This is a genomic window from uncultured Pseudoteredinibacter sp. (genome assembly GCF_947502065.1).
Lineage (GTDB): Bacteria > Pseudomonadota > Gammaproteobacteria > Pseudomonadales > Cellvibrionaceae > Pseudoteredinibacter.
This window is the reverse complement of the sequence record NZ_CANMYE010000006.1, coordinates 36,836-54,194: the sequence shown is the minus strand read 5'-3', so window position 1 is coordinate 54,194 and position 17,359 is coordinate 36,836. Positions and strand designations below refer to the sequence as shown.

At 47.2% G+C, this 17,359-nt stretch carries 18 protein-coding genes; 14 read left to right on the top strand and 4 right to left on the bottom strand.

All coding sequences use genetic code 11. The features are described from left to right. The first annotated feature begins 13 nt into the window (after positions 1 to 13). The 4 genes from Q1A41_RS15435 to Q1A41_RS15420 all read left to right on the top strand — a co-directional run bounded on the left by Q1A41_RS15435 (position 14) and on the right by Q1A41_RS15420 (position 5,674). Entirely contained in the window at positions 14 to 3,079 is a 3,066-nt protein-coding gene (locus tag Q1A41_RS15435; protein ID WP_299980810.1) for an efflux RND transporter permease subunit, read from the top strand. Between the two features lie 72 nt (positions 3,080 to 3,151). Continuing rightward, positions 3,152 to 3,772: a glutathione S-transferase gene (locus tag Q1A41_RS15430; protein ID WP_299980808.1), complete on the top strand. Its 621-nt coding sequence runs from the start codon at positions 3,152 to 3,154 to the stop codon at positions 3,770 to 3,772. Between the two features lie 168 nt (positions 3,773 to 3,940). Next, the gene (locus Q1A41_RS15425) at positions 3,941 to 4,837 is read left to right on the top strand and encodes an ABC transporter six-transmembrane domain-containing protein (RefSeq protein ID WP_299980806.1); all 897 of its coding nucleotides are present in this window, start codon (positions 3,941 to 3,943) and stop codon (positions 4,835 to 4,837) included. Between the two features lie 129 nt (positions 4,838 to 4,966). After that, on the top strand, positions 4,967 to 5,674 hold the full coding sequence (locus tag Q1A41_RS15420; protein ID WP_299980804.1) for an enoyl-CoA hydratase/isomerase family protein: 708 nt from the start codon (positions 4,967 to 4,969) through the stop codon (positions 5,672 to 5,674). A gap of 211 nt (positions 5,675 to 5,885) precedes the next feature. On the opposite strand, the gene Q1A41_RS15415 is transcribed toward Q1A41_RS15420, so the two are convergent. Together Q1A41_RS15415 and Q1A41_RS15410 are read right to left on the bottom strand one after the other, a co-directional pair. After that, complete coding sequence (locus Q1A41_RS15415; RefSeq protein WP_299980802.1) at positions 5,886 to 6,407, bottom strand: hypothetical protein; 522 nt, start codon at positions 6,405 to 6,407, stop codon at positions 5,886 to 5,888. 236 nt (positions 6,408 to 6,643) lie between these two features. Further along, positions 6,644 to 7,894, bottom strand: coding sequence for a hypothetical protein (locus Q1A41_RS15410; protein ID WP_299980800.1), 1,251 nt, complete (start codon positions 7,892 to 7,894; stop codon positions 6,644 to 6,646). A gap of 362 nt (positions 7,895 to 8,256) precedes the next feature. Here Q1A41_RS15410 and ubiE point away from each other — a divergent pair, with 362 nt between their 5' ends. From ubiE to tatC, 8 genes are all read left to right on the top strand, one after another. Next, positions 8,257 to 9,018: a bifunctional demethylmenaquinone methyltransferase/2-methoxy-6-polyprenyl-1,4-benzoquinol methylase UbiE gene (gene ubiE, locus Q1A41_RS15405; RefSeq protein ID WP_299980798.1), complete on the top strand. Its 762-nt coding sequence runs from the start codon at positions 8,257 to 8,259 to the stop codon at positions 9,016 to 9,018. A 13-nt stretch (positions 9,019 to 9,031) separates the two neighbouring features. After that, entirely contained in the window at positions 9,032 to 9,682 is a 651-nt protein-coding gene (locus Q1A41_RS15400) for an SCP2 sterol-binding domain-containing protein (protein WP_299980796.1), read from the top strand. After that, positions 9,679 to 11,268, top strand: a complete 1,590-nt coding sequence (ubiB, locus tag Q1A41_RS15395; protein WP_299980794.1) for a ubiquinone biosynthesis regulatory protein kinase UbiB — start codon at positions 9,679 to 9,681, stop codon at positions 11,266 to 11,268. Before Q1A41_RS15400 ends, ubiB begins: the two co-directional genes overlap by 4 nt. 126 nt (positions 11,269 to 11,394) lie before the next feature. After that, a complete protein-coding gene (gene hisI, locus Q1A41_RS15390; protein ID WP_299980791.1) occupies positions 11,395 to 11,778 on the top strand; it encodes a phosphoribosyl-AMP cyclohydrolase in 384 nt (127 codons plus the stop codon). A gap of 15 nt (positions 11,779 to 11,793) precedes the next feature. After that, entirely contained in the window at positions 11,794 to 12,132 is a 339-nt protein-coding gene (locus Q1A41_RS15385) for a phosphoribosyl-ATP diphosphatase (RefSeq protein WP_299980789.1), read from the top strand. A 45-nt stretch (positions 12,133 to 12,177) separates the two neighbouring features. Then, on the top strand, positions 12,178 to 12,423 hold the full coding sequence (gene tatA / locus Q1A41_RS15380) for a Sec-independent protein translocase subunit TatA (protein ID WP_299774941.1): 246 nt from the start codon (positions 12,178 to 12,180) through the stop codon (positions 12,421 to 12,423). 5 nt (positions 12,424 to 12,428) lie between these two features. Continuing rightward, a complete protein-coding gene (tatB, locus tag Q1A41_RS15375) occupies positions 12,429 to 12,812 on the top strand; it encodes a Sec-independent protein translocase protein TatB (RefSeq protein ID WP_299980787.1) in 384 nt (127 codons plus the stop codon). Then, on the top strand, positions 12,809 to 13,555 hold the full coding sequence (gene tatC, locus Q1A41_RS15370; RefSeq protein ID WP_299980785.1) for a twin-arginine translocase subunit TatC: 747 nt from the start codon (positions 12,809 to 12,811) through the stop codon (positions 13,553 to 13,555). The genes tatB and tatC overlap by 4 nt, the downstream gene beginning before the upstream one ends. Before the next feature lie 87 nt (positions 13,556 to 13,642). Here the strand turns inward: tatC and dtd are convergent, their stop codons facing one another. Together dtd and pip are read right to left on the bottom strand one after the other, a co-directional pair. Next, positions 13,643 to 14,083, bottom strand: coding sequence for a D-aminoacyl-tRNA deacylase (dtd, locus tag Q1A41_RS15365; RefSeq protein WP_299980783.1), 441 nt, complete (start codon positions 14,081 to 14,083; stop codon positions 13,643 to 13,645). Between the two features lie 115 nt (positions 14,084 to 14,198). Then, positions 14,199 to 15,170: a prolyl aminopeptidase gene (pip, locus tag Q1A41_RS15360; RefSeq protein ID WP_299980781.1), complete on the bottom strand. Its 972-nt coding sequence runs from the start codon at positions 15,168 to 15,170 to the stop codon at positions 14,199 to 14,201. Positions 15,171 to 15,332: 162 nt separating this feature from the next. Here pip and Q1A41_RS15355 point away from each other — a divergent pair, with 162 nt between their 5' ends. After that, on the top strand, positions 15,333 to 15,926 hold the full coding sequence (locus tag Q1A41_RS15355; protein ID WP_299980779.1) for a DNA-3-methyladenine glycosylase I: 594 nt from the start codon (positions 15,333 to 15,335) through the stop codon (positions 15,924 to 15,926). Positions 15,927 to 16,414: 488 nt separating this feature from the next. Then, positions 16,415 to 17,356, top strand: a complete 942-nt coding sequence (locus tag Q1A41_RS15350) for a DMT family transporter (RefSeq protein ID WP_299980777.1) — start codon at positions 16,415 to 16,417, stop codon at positions 17,354 to 17,356. Positions 17,357 to 17,359 lie beyond the last annotated feature (3 nt).

Sequence of the window (17,359 nt, the reverse complement as noted above, 5' to 3'; positions counted from 1 at the left end):
GGTTTATTAAACAATGAACATTGCTGAATACAGTATAAAAAACACAGTGCTAAGCGTAATAATTATTTTGCTAGCACTAGCAGGTGGCTGGTCGGCCTACAAAAATATGGCCCGTTTTGAGGACCCAGAGTTTACTATTCGCGAAGCTCAAGTAATCACCGGATACCCCGGTGCCAGTCCAGAGGAAGTAGCACTAGAAATCACTGAACCACTTGAAAAAGCCATTCAACAAATGGCTGAAGTAAAGGGTATTCGATCGGCATCAAGCTCAGGAAAATCAGAAATAACCGTTGAAATAGCTTACGAAGCCTCGCCGAACAAAGAAGCTTTGCAAATTATATGGACCAAACTTCGCAATAAAGTAAACGATGCAGCCGGGCAACTTCCCTCAGGGGCATCCACACCATATGTTGCGGATGATTTTGGTGATGTTTTTGGATTACTGTATTTCATCACCGGTAACGATTACAGTCCTGCCGAGAGAAAAAAATATGCTAAAAGCCTGCAAAGCAGCTTACTTCAGGTTGATGGTGTGGCTCGTGTAGATATCGGCGGATTGCAAAAAGAAGCAATTTATGTAGAAATTTCCAGGCAGGAAACCTCCGCTCTCGGCGTTTCAATCTCAAACATTTATAACACTCTATCCCAACAAAACGCCGTGGTATCTTCGGGCAATGTGCGAATCGGGAACGACCGTATTGTTATTGACCCTACTGGCAACATCGACTCCGTAGAGGCAATAAGAAACTTACTCGTTTCAACCGACAATTCTGGACGAGTAATCTATTTAAAAGATATTGCGCGAGTCTGGAGAGGCTACCAAGAACCAGATGAAAAACTGTATCGATTTAATGGCATGCCGGCCATATCAATTGGTATCTCGGGTATTTCTGGAAGTAATATTGTCAAGATTGGACAAGCTATTGCAGACAAAATCGAGACTAGCGATAACTTACGACCAGCGGGCATGACTCTTCACAAGTTCTATCATCAAGGTGAAATTGTTGACGATTCGATTCAAAACTTTGTAGTGAATGTAATTGCTGCTCTAGTAATCGTTGTTGTTACGCTATTGATTTTTATGGGATTAAAGTCAGCCATCGTAATTGGTGCGATTTTAATCCTTACTGTTTTCGCAACATTAGCCACTATGCAATGGGTTGATATACCCATGCATAGAATCTCTTTAGGCGCGCTTATTATCGCTTTAGGCATGATGGTAGACAACGCCATTGTAGTGACCGAAGGCATACTGGTAGGCGTTCAACGCGGTGAAGATAAACTTGAAATTGCAAAACGAATTGTTAAACGCTCGATATGGCCTTTACTTGGCGGAACTTTAGTAGGGATCATTGCCTTTGCTCCTATCGGATTTGCCCCAGGATCCACAGCAGAATATACCGGGCATCTTTTCTGGGTGATTTTAATTTCACTTTTGTTTAGCTGGTTTTTCGCTATCTCAATAACCCCGCTATTTTGCTATCACCTATTTTCTCAGGGCACTGATAGCGAAGAAACAAAAGAAAGTTCTGACAACAAAGCAATGCAAGCTTATAAAGCTCTACTGGCTGTTTCCCTTCGCCATCGCATAAGCGTACTATTCAGCATAGTTTTACTATTTTCGGTGTCTATTTGGGGCTTTCAATTTGTAAAATCAGGGTTCTTTCCATCGTCAACAACCCCGCTATTCGTTGTAGATTATTGGCTACCCCAGGGCACCGATATTGGCGAGACCAAAAAAGATACAATGCAACTTGAAAAGTTTGTCTCTTCTTTGGAAGGGGTAAAGTCCGTTCAGGCATCGATTGGAGGCGGCGCACCGCGTTTTATGCTGGTATACGGTCCAGAGTCACCCAATTCGGCATACGCACAACTCTTAGTCTCGACTGAAAACTATCAGCTAATTGACGGTCTTATGCCGAAAATTCAGTCGCATATAAATGATCATTATCCACAAGCACAAGGCAAGGTATGGAAGTTTGTACTCGGCCCGGGCGGCGGTTCTAAAATTGAAGCTGAATTTAGCGGTCCAGACCCGAAAGTGCTGAGGCAACTGGCCAATCAAGCTAAAGAAATTATGGCAAATGATGGCCGAGCGCTATCTGTCAAAGACAACTGGCGCCAAGCAGTAGCTGTGGTAGAGCCAGTATATGCCGCCAATGCTGGCCAAAGAACAGGTGTAAGCCGAGAAGACTTAGCAAAAGCACTGCAAACTAATTTCTCCGGGAGGCAAGTTGGTACTTACCGCGAAAGGGATGAACAAATCCCAATTATTTCACGCGCCCCCGAGCATGAGCGTAAAGATATTAATAATATTAAAGACATTTTGGTCGTCAGCTCTGCGACAGGGAAAGTCGTACCCATCACTCAGATTACCAACGGATTCAGAACGATATGGCGTGACGGCCAACTTCGTCGCGAAGACAGAATATGGAGGATCAAAGCACAAAGTGACCCATACCCCAATGAGTTAACAGCTGACCTGTTTGAGCGCGTGCGTCCACAGATCGATGCTATTCCACTGCCAGCAGGCTATGAGCTAAAGTGGGGAGGCGAATATGGAGACTCTAAAGAATCCAACGACAACTTGGCTTCAACTATTCCATTGGGCTTGCTAGCCATGGTTTTGGTCGTCTTCATATTGTTTGGCACCGTTCGACAGCCCATTGTTATTTGGCTAGTGGTTCCTTTAGCAATTATTGGTGTAGTTGTAGGGCTGATAGTTACTGGAACCCCTATGGAGTTCATGGCTATTCTGGGTTTGCTTTCCCTTTCAGGCTTGCTTATTAAAAACGCGATTGTGCTGGTAGATCAAACAGACCTAGAAATCGAATCAGGTAAGCCACGGCTGGATGCGATCATTGATGCTGCCGCTAGTCGCGTCCGCCCTGTTATGATGGGAGCCCTGACAACCGTGCTTGGCGTTATCCCCCTATTTTTTGACGCATTCTTCAAATCTATGTCGGTAGTTTTGGTTTTCGGTCTTTCTTTTGCTACAGTTTTAACACTAATAGTTATTCCTATTTTATACGCCCAATTATTCGGAGTTAAAGACAGCGAATACAGCATTGACAAATAACGACCGGAAACAACGAGGGCTGCTTTATTGAAAGCAGCCCTTCAAAACGATAACAATAATAAAGGAGTTACCATGATCGTTTTGCATCATCTGAATAAGTCGCGCTCGAAACGTATTATCTGGTTGCTAGAAGAGCTTGGTGTCGAATATCGCATTGAACCCTATCAACGCGACGCCCAAAGTAATTTAGCCCCTCCTGAGCTTAAAGCTATCCACTCCTTAGGCAAATCGCCCGTTATCGAGCACAATGGCCGCGTTATAGCGGAATCTGGCGCAATCACCGAGTATCTATGCCAACAATATCGCCCTGATATGATTCCCGAGTCAGGCAGCGACGACTATATTGATTACTTACAATGGATGCACTTTGCTGAAAGCTCGGCCATCTTACCTCTGCTGCTCAAGATGTTTGTGGAGAAAGACGGTGCCAAGATGAATATGCTAGATCAGTATGCACAGGTCGAGGTCGCCAAAGTTATGACCTACTTTAATCAACGCGTAACGGCAGGTTATCTTGTCGGAGGCCAGCTCACGGGCGCCGATATTATGATGAGCTTTATTGTGGATGCCCTACATCGCGGCGGCGCCTTGGCGATGTTTCCGAATCTAAAGGCCTATCACGACTTTTTGGCTGGTCTTGAGAAATTTCAGAAAGCTGAGGCTCTTGAAGCTGAATTAGACAAAAGCATTTAGCAAGCCTCTTCTCTATACAGCTGTGGCAAGTCCCCAAAAGCCACAGCGTCTTCCCCTTTTTCAAAGCAATCCATTTCAGTAATCTATTTCAGTAATCTGGGACATCTTTTCCAGCGCTTTTCGTAATAGCATTGATGATGTATTAGTCGGCGCTAAATAGGAACAGCTATGCTAGATGATTTACCCATAACAATAAGTAGCTTGCTGAAAAGGTTTTGGAAGTCGATAAGTCTAACCTGGCTGCTTACCATATTTGAAACCGTGCTAATGGCTCTTATACCGTTATTCACTGGATTTGCTATCGACGGGCTTTTGGAAAATAACATTGAAAAATTTATTCACCTGATTGCCCTGATGTTTGCCTTGTTGTTTATCGCCGTATGCCGACGAGCTTACGACACTCGGGTTTTTGGTAGCATTCGTGTGGAACTGGGTAAAACTCTAGTACAGCGTTCACAACAATTGGCAACCTCAACCCTTAATGCTCGCATGGGTATGGGCAGAGAGCTGGCCGACTTTCTAGAAGAGCAAGCGCCAGAGCTTATGACATCGTTCATTCAGCTACTTGTCTCTGCCATTGTGCTGTACAGCTTTCACCCGACATTAGCGATCACCGCACTATCAGCCGCCATCATTATGATGGCAATCTACAGCCTATTTCATAAACGATTCTATCGACTCAACTCAGCCTACAATCAACAAGAAGAAAAGCAGGTCGATATTTTGGCGAGCAAGAAGAATGACCGTATAAAGAATCACTTACTACGTCTTCGTAAGCTGGAAGTTAATCTGTCAGACAGCGAATCTATCGTTTATGGCCTCATCTTCTTAATACTGCTCAGCTTTGTTTGCTTTAATCTTTGGTTCGCCGCAAGCAATATCGAAGTAACAGTAGGCAAAATATTCGCCGTAATCAGCTACTCATGGAGCTTTGTAGAAGCGGCACTTGTTCTACCCATTACGCTTCAAAGCTGGTCACGCCTGAGCGAAATCATGGCTAGAATAAACAATATCGAAGCAGCCAAGCCGGTACGCCGCAACAAAGAAAGTGATCAAATACCTTAACGTCTCTGCGCTTTGTCGTCACCATTCTGATCAAAATGGTCATTGAGCAAGTGATTCGCAATCATGCAGGATAGAGACATCAACCCGGCAACAGCCTGCTATAAGAAATAGCACCGCCTTGCTGGGCCCATGACCTTTTTAACCGAGAAGATGACCATGCCCGCAATGAAGTTAGAGCTTAGAGACAATGTTCACGTACTCACCCTCACCGAAGGTGACACTGAAAACAAACTCACCCAGGAAGTGGTAGAAGAATACTTAGCTCACTTAGATGAAGTGGAAAAGTATCAGGGCAATACCGCATTGATGATTACTTGCGAGCATGAAAAAACCATGTCTACTGGTATTAACCTTGAGTGGTTAGGCGCGCAAGATCAAGATGGCTTAATGAAGTTTGTTAAAACCCTCGAACAACTGTTGGTCCGCCTAGCACTATTAGACATGCCTACGGTAGCAGCGATAAATGGCAACTGCTATGCCGGCGGGGCGATCATAATGAGCGCTGTAGACTTTCGCTTTATGCGTTCTGACAGAGGCCGCTTCTGCTACCCAGAAGTAAATATCAACATCCCCTTCACCCTGGTAATGCAAGACATCGTTGGCCTTATGCCCAATAAAAAAATGCTAAAGGAAATGTGTTTGCTCGGGCGAGCACTAACAGGTGAAGAAGCTCTACAAGGCGATGTTGTCGATGGCCTGTTTGCTATGGATGAATTACAACAGAAAACTTTTGAATACGCCCAGCTGTTAGCCCAAAAAGATCGCGCTACCTACGCGCAAATTAAGCGTCAGATGCGACCAGATATTGAAAAGCACCGAGAGACGCTTTTTGCTTAACAGGCTATTGAAAAACGTTTTCGAGGCAGTCAGCGCTAGGCAAAAACAAGCGAAAAAGCGCAGCTTATAGGTAATAGATGAGCATTTTGAGCTTGTTTTTAACAACGCAATGGCAACGCAGATAGTTTTTCACCAGCCTGTTAAGGTCTAATTCACAGGCAGTGCTTAGTAAATTAAGCACTGCCAATTTCTTGATTCGACGGATTCACAATTAGTTGGGATCTATCTCAACAGTACCACCAACTGTTTCACAGTGGCCACCCGTACAACCACCACCTATAGAGTCCACGTCTACACCGTTGAATGAGCTTGAACCGCTTTGCCCCATACCCAAAGCTTGCGCTGCGGCTTCTTCACCAAAAGCCAAACCTAAAACTGCAAAACCAAATTCCTTTTTCTGGTCAATATTTAAAAACGCCCACTGACTTTGATATTGCGACCATATAGAACGCGCATTAATTAGATTCAACTGCGTCTCTTGTGGCAAATAGCTAAAGTTCTGGCGAATATTTTGTCGCAAGCGAGCTTCCAGCTCAGGTGTATAAGCCGCCATCTCACCGATTTCAACCAAGCAAAATTGCAGGCTCTCCAAATAAGCATTTAGGGCATCCTCACTCAAACTCTGAGACTGAACTTGAAATGGCTGCTGCGCGTGACTAACCGCTGGGCTATAGAGCAGCTGAACACTCCCCACACAGCATATAATGAATAAACATTTTGCTAAGCTCGGCATAAATCCCTCTAGATATCGAATAACAAATTGCCGAACTAGAATAACAAAAACACTCGCCTAAACTATTCCCAAAACTGGGTTGTAGATATAGAACCTTATACTCAAATTAGTAAGGTCCAAGGCGCTTCGATAACGACAAGGCCCTTACCTCGCTATATCTCATACAAGCTTTAGATCCAAAAAAAGGGCTGAAGCTCACACTTCAACCCTTCTTTAAAGCGCCTAAACTGAAAGTGTTATGCCGGCAAAGCCCGCATCTCAAACAAAGCATCCAAAAAAGCCTGACGACGAGCCTGCATTGCCCGGCGAGCTACTTCCATTTCCGCTTTTAACAATTCCAATTTCTCGCGAAATTCAATTTTCGGTAGGCTGGCGCTTTTCAGCTGTAACTTCAGCTGGCTTTTACGCTGCTTAAACTGCTCAAAGCGCTGGGCCGCATCAAGCCACTCGGCCTTCAGGGATTCCAACTTATTTTCCCAAGCTTGCCAGCGTGCTGTTTTGGTATCGCACTGAGCTTGAATCAATTTACGACGAGCTAAAATCTCGGCTTCTTGGCGCTTATTAGCCCGGTGCAAACCTTTTACCAAACCGATAGCACGCAAGCCTAAAATAACATAACGGGTAGGGTCTAATAACCATCCACTGATACCAAAACCATTGCGATAATCACGCGCAAAATCATGGTGGTCGGCGTGGTGATTGCCTTCGCCTAAAGGCCCCAGCCAAATATAGTTGTTTACCGCCGAGCTGAAAGCACCAGGAGTAAAGCCCCACATATGGGTTACGCTGTTTACTGTCCAGGTATTGTGTTGTGCCAATACAAAACCGGCGATGCCAGCCATCATCATGCATAACATGCCAATAAAACCGGCTAGATATAAGCCCAATGCCATCGGTACTAAGAAATTTAATAACACCAACAATGGCACATAGAGCTTCTCCTGCCAAACCAGTGCCGGGTGATTCTTACTTTGATAAGCACGCTCAATCATTTCATCTTCGGGGTGTTTAAAGTAGTAAGTCAGCATATGGGACCAGGCAAAGTTGCGCCAAGCATCTGGAAACCAAGTGGCACTGTATGGATCTCGGCGATGCTCACCGTTGCGATCCACACCATGGTGAATAATGTGCATTGCTGCCCAACGTCTTACCGGGCCCTGTACCGCCATCACCTGGCCAATAAAGCCAAATAGGATATGCACCGGCCAGCTCACCTTGCGGGCCGCACCATGGGCAATTAAGCGGTGACTGTATACGGTGGTGGATAGGCTACCAATTAGGGCATGCAAGATGGTCCACGCCAACATCCAAACCCACAAACCCTCTGGGGCAAAGAAATAGGCGAATGGTGTAGCGATTAGCGCTAAGACATGGGTAATACTTAGAAAACTGGCAGTAACCCAATCGATCTTAAAGCCAGCTTCGAAGACATCCCGAAAGCGCTTATAGATAGGGGCAGGTCTATGCTGGTTGGCAGGCTGCGACATAATTTACCTTAAATACAACTTGATCTGAGCTGAAGTATAAACCATTTCGTAACAGCAGCACCCAGATTGCGACGGGATCGCCTAAATTACCGGCAATTTACCCGACAGCGTCCTAAGAGGCTCGCCCCTCCTCTTTCGTCTCTCATCTCCCATCTCCCATCTCCCATCTCCCATCTCTCATCTCTCATCTCTCATCTCCCATCTCTCATCTCTCGTCTTTCTTCTCACATCTAACCTCTACTAACTTCTCACCTCTAACCTTCCCTTGACCCAGCTCAGTCTAGCTTGGCCTCTCAAACATGGCTTTTACAGCTCCAGCCTGTAAAATAGCGGCCGACTAAATTTCTAGCGAACCGGGCATTATGAGCGAGCACAAACAAGAGCAGGAAACCACCCATTTTGGTTATGAAACCGTCGACAAAGGCGAAAAAGCCGGTCGAGTTGCCGATGTATTTCACTCTGTAGCCGCAAAATATGACCTGATGAACGACTTGATGTCAGGTGGCATCCACCGCCTGTGGAAGCGCTACACCATCGAGCTTTCCGGCGTACGCGCAGGGCAAAAGGTATTGGATATTGCCGGCGGCACTGGCGATTTAACCCTTAAGTTCAGCCGCCTAGTGGGCCCAGAAGGCCAAGTGGTGCTGGCCGATATCAACGATTCCATGTTGAAAGTTGGCCGCGACAAGCTGATCGATAAAGGCGTTGCGGGTAATGTACAGGTCTCCCAGGCGGACGCTCAATTTCTGCCCTTTGCTGATAACACCTTCGATTGCATCACTATCGCCTTTGGCCTGCGTAATGTAACCGATAAAGATCTAGCTTTACGCTCTATGTTGCGCGTATTAAAGCCCGGCGGCCGGTTGCTGGTTTTAGAGTTTTCCAAGCCAGGCAATCCATTACTGGAAAAGGCCTATGACGCATACTCTTTCGCCTTTTTGCCGACCATGGGCCGCTTGATCACCAATGATGCCGATAGCTACCGCTACCTAGCGGAATCTATCCGCATGCACCCGGATCAAAACACCCTAAAAGACATGATGAGTGATGCCGGCTTTGCAGCCTGTGAGTACCATAATATGACTGGCGGCATTGTCGCACTGCATAAAGGCATTAAGCCCTAAGCGAGCTTTTAGCATGGACCCAACCCTAAGCACGGCCGCCCTCGCCAGCTTAGAGCGCATGATCAATAGCGCCCTAAGCTATGACCCAGGCAGCCAACAAAAGCTGCGCAAGCTCGGCTCAAAAACCCTGCAGATTTGCTGCCAAGGGCCTACTATCACGACCTTTGTGCTCATAGATGACGGCCAGGTTCAGCTGCGACAGCATTATGAAGGCCAAATAGACTGCCAACTCAAAGGCAGCGCCATGGCACTTGCCAACTTAGGGTTATCCTCACAACACAGCTTGGCCAATAGCGGCGTACAAGTTTTTGGCAGCACAGGCTTGTTAGTAGATCTACAAGGTATCGCCAAAGATTTAGACATCGACTGGGAAGAGCCCTTAAGCCAACTGCTTGGCGATGTCGCTGGCCCCAGCCTAGCGGGCTTAGTGCGCAAAGGCATAAGCTTCTGGCGCGAACGCGAAGCCAGTGTATGGCAACGTAGCGGTGAAGCCCTTAGCGAAGAACTGCGTGCTACTCCACACCCTTATGAACTAGAAGATTTTAATCAGGCAGTAGATCAGCTACGCGATGACGGCGAGCGACTGGCCGCCAAAGTTGGCAAGCTTCAACACAGCCTGGAAGCGGCACTTAATGCCGCTAAGCAAGGAAACCAACCCGAATGACGGCACTGTTTCGCCTTTTGAAGATTATCCGCGTTGGCGCCCGCTATCGCTTAGATTTACTGCTCGATAGTGCACAACAACCTTGGTGGTTGCGCAGTGCAAAGCCTTTACTATGGCTGTTTCCTAAAGGCGAGTTAAACCGCGGACAACGCCTACGTCATGCCCTAGAAGAGCTAGGCCCTATTTTCGTTAAGTTTGGCCAGCTGCTATCTACACGCCCAGACTTGGTCCCGCAAGATATCGTCAAAGAGCTAAACCACCTGCAAGACAATGTGGCGCCCTTTAACCAAGCTGAATTTCAAAAGATTGTTGAAAGTGCTTTAGGCCAGCCGGTCGAAGAGTTATTTGCAGAATTCTCCTGTGAGCCACTCGCCTCCGCCTCGGTGGCACAAGTACACACGGCCAAGCTAAAAAGCGGTGAAGAGGTCGTCGTAAAAGCAGTACGACCCGGCATTGAAAACACTATCAATGAAGACATTGCCTTGCTATTTCGCCTAGCAAGCCTCGTGGAACGCTTTAGCGCAGATGGCCGCCGCCTGCGCCCTGTTGAGGTTGTAGAAGACTATCAACACACCATTTTAAATGAGCTCAATCTGCAAATGGAGGCCGCCAATGCCTGCCAGCTGCGCCGTAATTTTGAAAACTCCCCGATGCTTTATGTGCCCAGGGTGCACTGGGAGTTTTGCCGTCAGAACGTGATGGTCATGGAGCGCATTTATGGCATTCCGGTCACCGACATCGAGCAGCTAGAAGCGCAAAATACCGACATGAAGCGCTTGGCCGAGCGTGGTGTGGACATCTTCTTTCGGCAGGTTTTTGAAGATAATTTTTTCCATGCCGATATGCACCCGGGAAATATTTTCGTTGCCAGAGAAAACCCGAAGCAGCCCAAATATATCGCCGTCGATATGGCCATTGTGGGCAGTTTAAATCGCGAAGATCAGTATTACCTGGCTCGCAATATGCTGGCTATCTTCCGCCGCGACTACCGCCAAGTCGCCGAGCTACATGTGCAATGTGGCTGGGTACCGGCCGATACCCCAATTGGCGAGTTTGAAAATGCCATTCGCAGCGTGTGCGAACCTATTTTTGAAAAGCCCTTGGCAGAAATCTCTTTTGGCCAGGTGTTGATCCAGCTTTTCCAAACCGCCCGCCGCTTTGATATGCAGGTACAACCACAGCTGGTACTGCTACAAAAAACCCTTCTTAATATTGAAGGCCTTGGCCGCCAGCTCTACCCTGATCTGGATCTATGGAGCACGGCCCACCCCTATCTTGAACGCTGGTTAAAGGATCGCTTTGCACCAAAAGCACTGTGGCAGCAGTTTAAGCGCTACGCCCCAGAATGGATGGAGAAGTTTCCCGAAATCCCTGAGCTGATCTATGAAAACCTAGAAAGGCAGCGCTTGCGCCCAGCCACCCAGAACATCGTAAAGCCAGAGCCTAAGACACGCCAAGGCCGTTATTTGTGGCCTATTATGGGCACTGCCTGCTTATTGATGGCGGCGGGACCAGCACTCGCTGCTTGGTCTTACCAATCGTTACTTTTGGCAGTAGTTGGCCTCGCCCTACTCTGGCATCGTTAAGCCCTGTTGGTGCTAGCTTTAAACTTTCGTTAAGGCTTCGCCACTAGCTTTAGCCGAGACGGGGGCTATGCAATAATGCGCCCTCATAGCAAAAAATAGCAAAACAGCCGGCAATAAGGTTTAACAATGAGCAACTGGCTAGATGAAGTTAAATGGGACAGTAACGGCCTAGTCGCCGCGATTGCCCAAGATAGCAAGACAGGCCGCATTTTAATGATGGCCTATATGAATCGTGAAGCATTAGAGCTTACCGTAGAGCGCCAAGAGGCCGTGTATTACTCGCGTTCTCGTCAAAAGCTTTGGCACAAGGGCGAAAGCTCGGGGCATACTCAAAAGCTGGAAGAGATTCGCTTAGACTGCGATGGCGATATGATCGTTATGCAGGTGCAGCAAATTGGTGGCATCGCCTGTCATACTGGGCGCGAATCATGCGCTTATCGCCGCTTAGAAAATGAACAGTGGGTCGTCGTTGATCCGGTGTTAAAAGATCCTTCAGATATCTATCAGTAAGGACAGAGGCCAACCATGACACACGATGTACTAGAGCAATTAAGCAAAGTGCTGGCTGAGCGCAAGCAGGCTGCAGATCCAAATAGCTCATATGTAGCAAGCCTGCACCATAAAGGCTTAAACAAGATTTTAGAAAAAGTTGGCGAAGAAGCCATCGAAACCGTGCTGGCCGCTAAAGACGCCGAGCACAGTGGCGATAATAAAGACCTTATTTATGAAACAGCGGATTTGTGGTTTCACACTCTGGTTATGCTAAGCCATCTTGGCGAAGATGCCAGCGCTGTTGTTAGTGAATTAGAGCGTCGTTTTGATCTTTCTGGTTTGGAAGAAAAAGCGGCTCGTAAAAACAAATAAGCTTTGCTGCTAAGCAGTAAGCGATTCTAGAGCGAGGAAAAGATAATGGGTTTAGGTGGAATTAGCATTTGGCAGCTACTGATCATTTTAGTGATTGTGTTGCTATTGTTCGGCACTAAGCGCTTAAAGAACCTAGGCGGCGATTTAGGTGGCGCTATTAAGGGCTTCAAAAAAGCCATGAATGACGAAGATAAAGGCGAAGACAAAGAAGCGCCTAAATCTGTCGAGCAAGATAAAAGCGAAAGTGTAAGCACTGAAAAAGAAACTGAATCCGAAAAAGCTGAAAAGTAAGCTTTATGTTTGATATTGGTTTTTTTGAGCTTTTGCTGATTGCCGTAGTGGGACTGGTCGTTATCGGGCCCGAGCGCCTGCCTGGCACCCTGCGCAAGCTTGCGCTTTACTGGGGACGCATTAAACGCAGCATTAGTGATACCCGCCAAGAAATTGAGCAGCAAATTGGCGCCGATGATATTCGCCGCCAACTGCACAATGAAGAAGTTATGGAGCGCCTAGCGAAAGCTGAGGCAGAGCTTAACAAAAGCCTTGATATTGAAGAGCCTAACACGGCCTCAGAGCAAAGCGCTGCCATCGGTAACGATGAAACCAAAGCAGAATCGAGTTCAGAACCTCAAGCGGCCGCTGAAAATCCTCAGCCGACAAGTGATAAAACAGCATCATGAATGACAGCAGTGAACACCAAGATGTAGAACAGCCACTGGTTCAGCATCTGATTGAATTACGTGACCGTTTATTACGTTGTATTTTAATTGTGCTGTTGGTTTTTGCTGGCTTGTTTTATTTTGCCAACGATATTTACACCTTCGTTGCCGCACCGCTACAAAAGTTCTTACCCGAAGGGGCCGGTATGATCGCCACCGAGGTGGCCGCACCTTTCTTAACCCCCTTTAAGTTAACCCTATTTGTTTCGATTTTTGTCTCTATGCCGTTCTTGATCTATCAAGTCTGGCAATTTATCGCGCCTGCAATGTACAAAGAAGAACGCCGTCTAGCGTTGCCTATTTTTATATCTAGCGTGTTTCTTTTTTATGCCGGTATAGCCTTTGCCTATTATGCAGTGTTCCCACTGGTGTTTGGCTTTTTCACATCCGTGGCGCCCGAAGGCGTATCGGTGATGACCGACATGGGCAGTTATCTGGATTTTATTCTAAAAATCTTCTTCGCCTTTGGCCTGGCTTTTGAGATTCCTATCGCGACCTTCATCTTAATTTCTGCCGGCGTAAGCACGCCCGAAAGCTTAGGCGAAAAACGCCCTTATATTATTGTGGGCTGTTTTATATTGGGTATGCTGCTTACACCCCCAGATGTAATCTCCCAGCTTTTGCTAGCGCTGCCAATGTGGTTGCTGTTTGAAGTGGGCATCATCATGGGCAAAACCCTAGTTAAGCGCGAAGCCAACTCCTAAACCACCGGGGGTCAGAACCCATGAGGTCCCGGGGTCAGAACCCGTGGGTTCTGACCCCGAATCGGAGCCGTGATCTTGATGCTACAACTAAACCTCCAACATAAACGTCACCGGCCCATCGTTACATAAGCTAACTTTCATATCAGCACCAAACTCACCAGTAGCTACTTTACCCTGGTGCTTCTCCTGCAAACGCGATACAAAATAGTTGTACAACTCCTCCGCCTCGGCAGGTGGCTTAGCCGTAGAAAACCCCGGACGCAATCCCTTCTTCGTTTCCGCCGCCAAGGTAAATTGTGATATCGCCAATACGCCGCCCTCAATATCACTCACACTCAAATTCATGCGCTCTTGCTCATCGGAAAAGATGCGATACTTTAAAAGCTTATCAAGCAGCTTATCGGCCTGCTCCTTGCCGTCATCTTTTTCGATACCTAACAGCAATAAAATACCCTGCTCAATCGCACCAACTTCTTCACCAGCAACCACAACATTGGCATGACTAACTCTTTGAATTAAGCCTTTCAAGATACTTCCTTAGAGAGATAAAAATCGGGGTCAGAACCTTTCGGGTTCTGACCCCATTTGAATTTATTGAACCAGCTTTAAATTAATAGCGCTAACTTCGAGCGCTCAGAAACAACTAAGCCCCGCGATGAAAATCGCCCTTAAAGCGCTCGGCCATTTCTTCGGTCGCTCGCACTAGTGCATCGGTGATACTAGGCTCGCTTGAGGCATGGCCAGCATCACGAATAATATGCAACTCCGAATCTGGCAACACATCGTACAAACTCACGGCATTATCCAGCGGACAAACCATATCGTAACGCCCATGAACAATCGTGGTAGGAATACCCGCTAACTTCTCAGCATTCTTAATAATCTGGTCCTGCTCAATAAAGGCCTCGTTTACAAAATAATGCGCCTCAATTCGAGCCATGGCTAAAGCCACATGCGGATCTGAATAGTGCGCTTCTTTGTCGGCACTCGGGCGTAGCGTAGAACAGCGCCCTTCCCATACCGACCAATGCTTAGCCGCATTCATTTTAGCCAACTCATCACTGCCGGTTAAACGACGGTAATAAGCCGAGATCATATCTTCACGCTCAGCCGGCGGAATAATCTCTTCATAATCCTGCCAATAATCGGGAAATATATGGTGCGCGCCCTCTTGGTAAAACCAACGCAGGTCTCGATCACGGCAGAGGAAGATGCCTCGTAAAATCATCCCCATTACCCGATCGGCATGTTCTTGGGCATAGAGTAGACTCAAAGTAGAACCCCAGGAGCCACCAAACAAGACCCATTGATCCACCTCTAAGCGCTCTCGAATTTGTTCGATATCGGCAATTAGCTTTTGAGTGGTATTGGCCTCTAACTCAGCATGGGGCAAGGAGCGCCCTGCACCACGCTGATCAAATAGAATAATGCGATACATTTCCGGATCGAAGAAACATCGATCTTTCTTGCTGCAACCGCCTCCAGGCCCACCATGAATGAATAAGACCGGTATGCCTTCTGGATTACCACACTCTTCTACATAGAGCTGATGGCCATCAGAGACGGACAAATAAAAGGTCTTATAGGGCTTAATGGACGGATAGAGCATTAACATAGGGGCAAGCACTCCTAGCGGTAAAAAGGACAACAGGCCAAACCGAGCCTTAGAGACATTATAGAAGCTATTTTTAAGGCAGTTAGGCAAGCATATCAAAGAAACTTAACTTGCTCTAAGTGCTAGTGGCTTTATTATGAGCTTCCAACGAGGAGATTTACCATGCCCAGCAAGAAAGCCCCCTGCCGCTGCCCCTGGCTAGATACCAGCAAAGAAGACTATGTTCGCTACCACGACGAAGAATGGGGCGTCCCCGTATATGACGATAAAGTCATGTTCGAATTCTTGGTGCTTGAATCCGCCCAAGCCGGGCTCAGCTGGTATACAGTATTGCAGCGTCGTGAAGGCTACCGTAAGGCATTTGCGAATTTTAACGCCAAAAAGGTCGCTAAGTTTGATCAGGCCAAAGTTGAGGAGCTGGTGCAAAACCCCGCCATCATTCGCCATCGCGGCAAGATTGAAGCTGCCATCAGCAATGCCAAGATCTTTTTAGAGATTCAAAAGGAGTTTGGCAGCTTTAGTGACTATATGTGGGCCTATGTGAATCACAAGCCCATCAAGAACAAAATCACCAAGATGGAAGAGTACCCGGCCACTACTGATATATCAGATGCTATTAGCAAAGATCTTAAAAAACGTGGCTTCAAGTTCTTCGGCTCCACCATCTGCTATGCCCATATGCAAGCCTGTGGCTTGGTTAATGATCACTGCCAAGATTGCTTTCGCCGCACCCAGGTAAACAAACTAGCCAAGTAATGGGGTCAGAACCCGTGGGTTCTGACCCCGATCGGAGCCCCTATCTACACACACCAGCCACTCCCATAGAACCCTTCAAGGTAAAACGCCTAAGAAGCAAAGACACAGAACCGCAAAGAACACCTAAACCTTAGCGGCTCCATTAGTCACAGCAACACCTCAAACAAACTGCCCAAACCTGGGGTCAGAACCCAGGGGTTCTGACCCCGATCGGAGCCACGATCTATACGCACCAACCACTCCTATAGAACCCTTCAAGGTAAAAAGCCATAGAAGCAAAGACACAGAACTGCAAAGAACACCCAAACCTCCGCGACTCCATCAGTCGCAGTAACACCCCAAACAAACTGCCCAAACCTGGGGTCAGAACCCGCGGGTTCTGACCCCGACCGGAGCCGCGATCTGAAACTAGCAACTTAGCTTTGAGGAAAGCCTCAAGCCTGCTAAGATCGCCTGCTTTGCCCAATAAGCACAGGTTTTAATTAGACATGATTCGTTCTGGACGCTCAGCATTTTGGGCCCTAGTGATAGTGAACATCATCTGGGGTGCTGGCTTTGTGGTTATCGACAAAGCTATTGATATTGTCGCTGTGAATACCTTTAACACCTTGCGCTTCAGCCTAGCAGCACTGTGCCTTATACCACTGTGGTGGATGTCAAAAGAGCGCCGTTCTTTCAGCGGTCACGGCCCAGTACTAAAAACGGGTTTTGGTTTAGGCCTACTGTTGTTTTTAGGTTTCAGCACCCAAACCCAAGGCATGCTTTATACCAGCGTTTCTAATGCGGGCTTTATTACCGGCCTTTGCGTACCGCTCACCCCAGTAATCGCCTACCTACTATTCAAAAAGCAAGTTGATAAAGCGGTGTGGATTAGCGTCGTTATGGCAACAGCTGGCTTATATATGCTTACTGTAGGTGACAAGCTGGAATTTAATAGCGGCGACATACTGGTCACCATCTGCGCTATCTGCTTCGCTTTACATATTTGTTTTACCGATCGCTATGCCGATCGCTACCCCATCGTGCTGCTCAGTATTTATCAGCTTGCGGCGGTAGGTGTTTATAGCGCAATCGCTGCGGCATTCGGAATTGGCGAAACTCAAGAATACCCACCAATTCAAGAGCAACTGTTTAGCTCGGTGGTTATTCAAGCAGTGCTTTATTCAGCCGTGCTGGGAAGCGCGTTCGCCTACTGGGCACAAACTTCAAGCCAACGATTACTGGAGCCCCACAAGGTCGCCTTAGTATTTGCACTAGAGCCGATTTTCGCGCACTTCTTTGCCTATGTATTTTTGGATGAGCATTTAGGCTTTAAAGGCTGGATCGGCGCTGGCTTGATCATTAGTGCAATGCTCTATGCCGAACTGGGCGGAAAGCGCAAAGCTAAGATGCAGCCACTGGATCAAACTAGCAGTCCGAGCTTGGATTAAAAG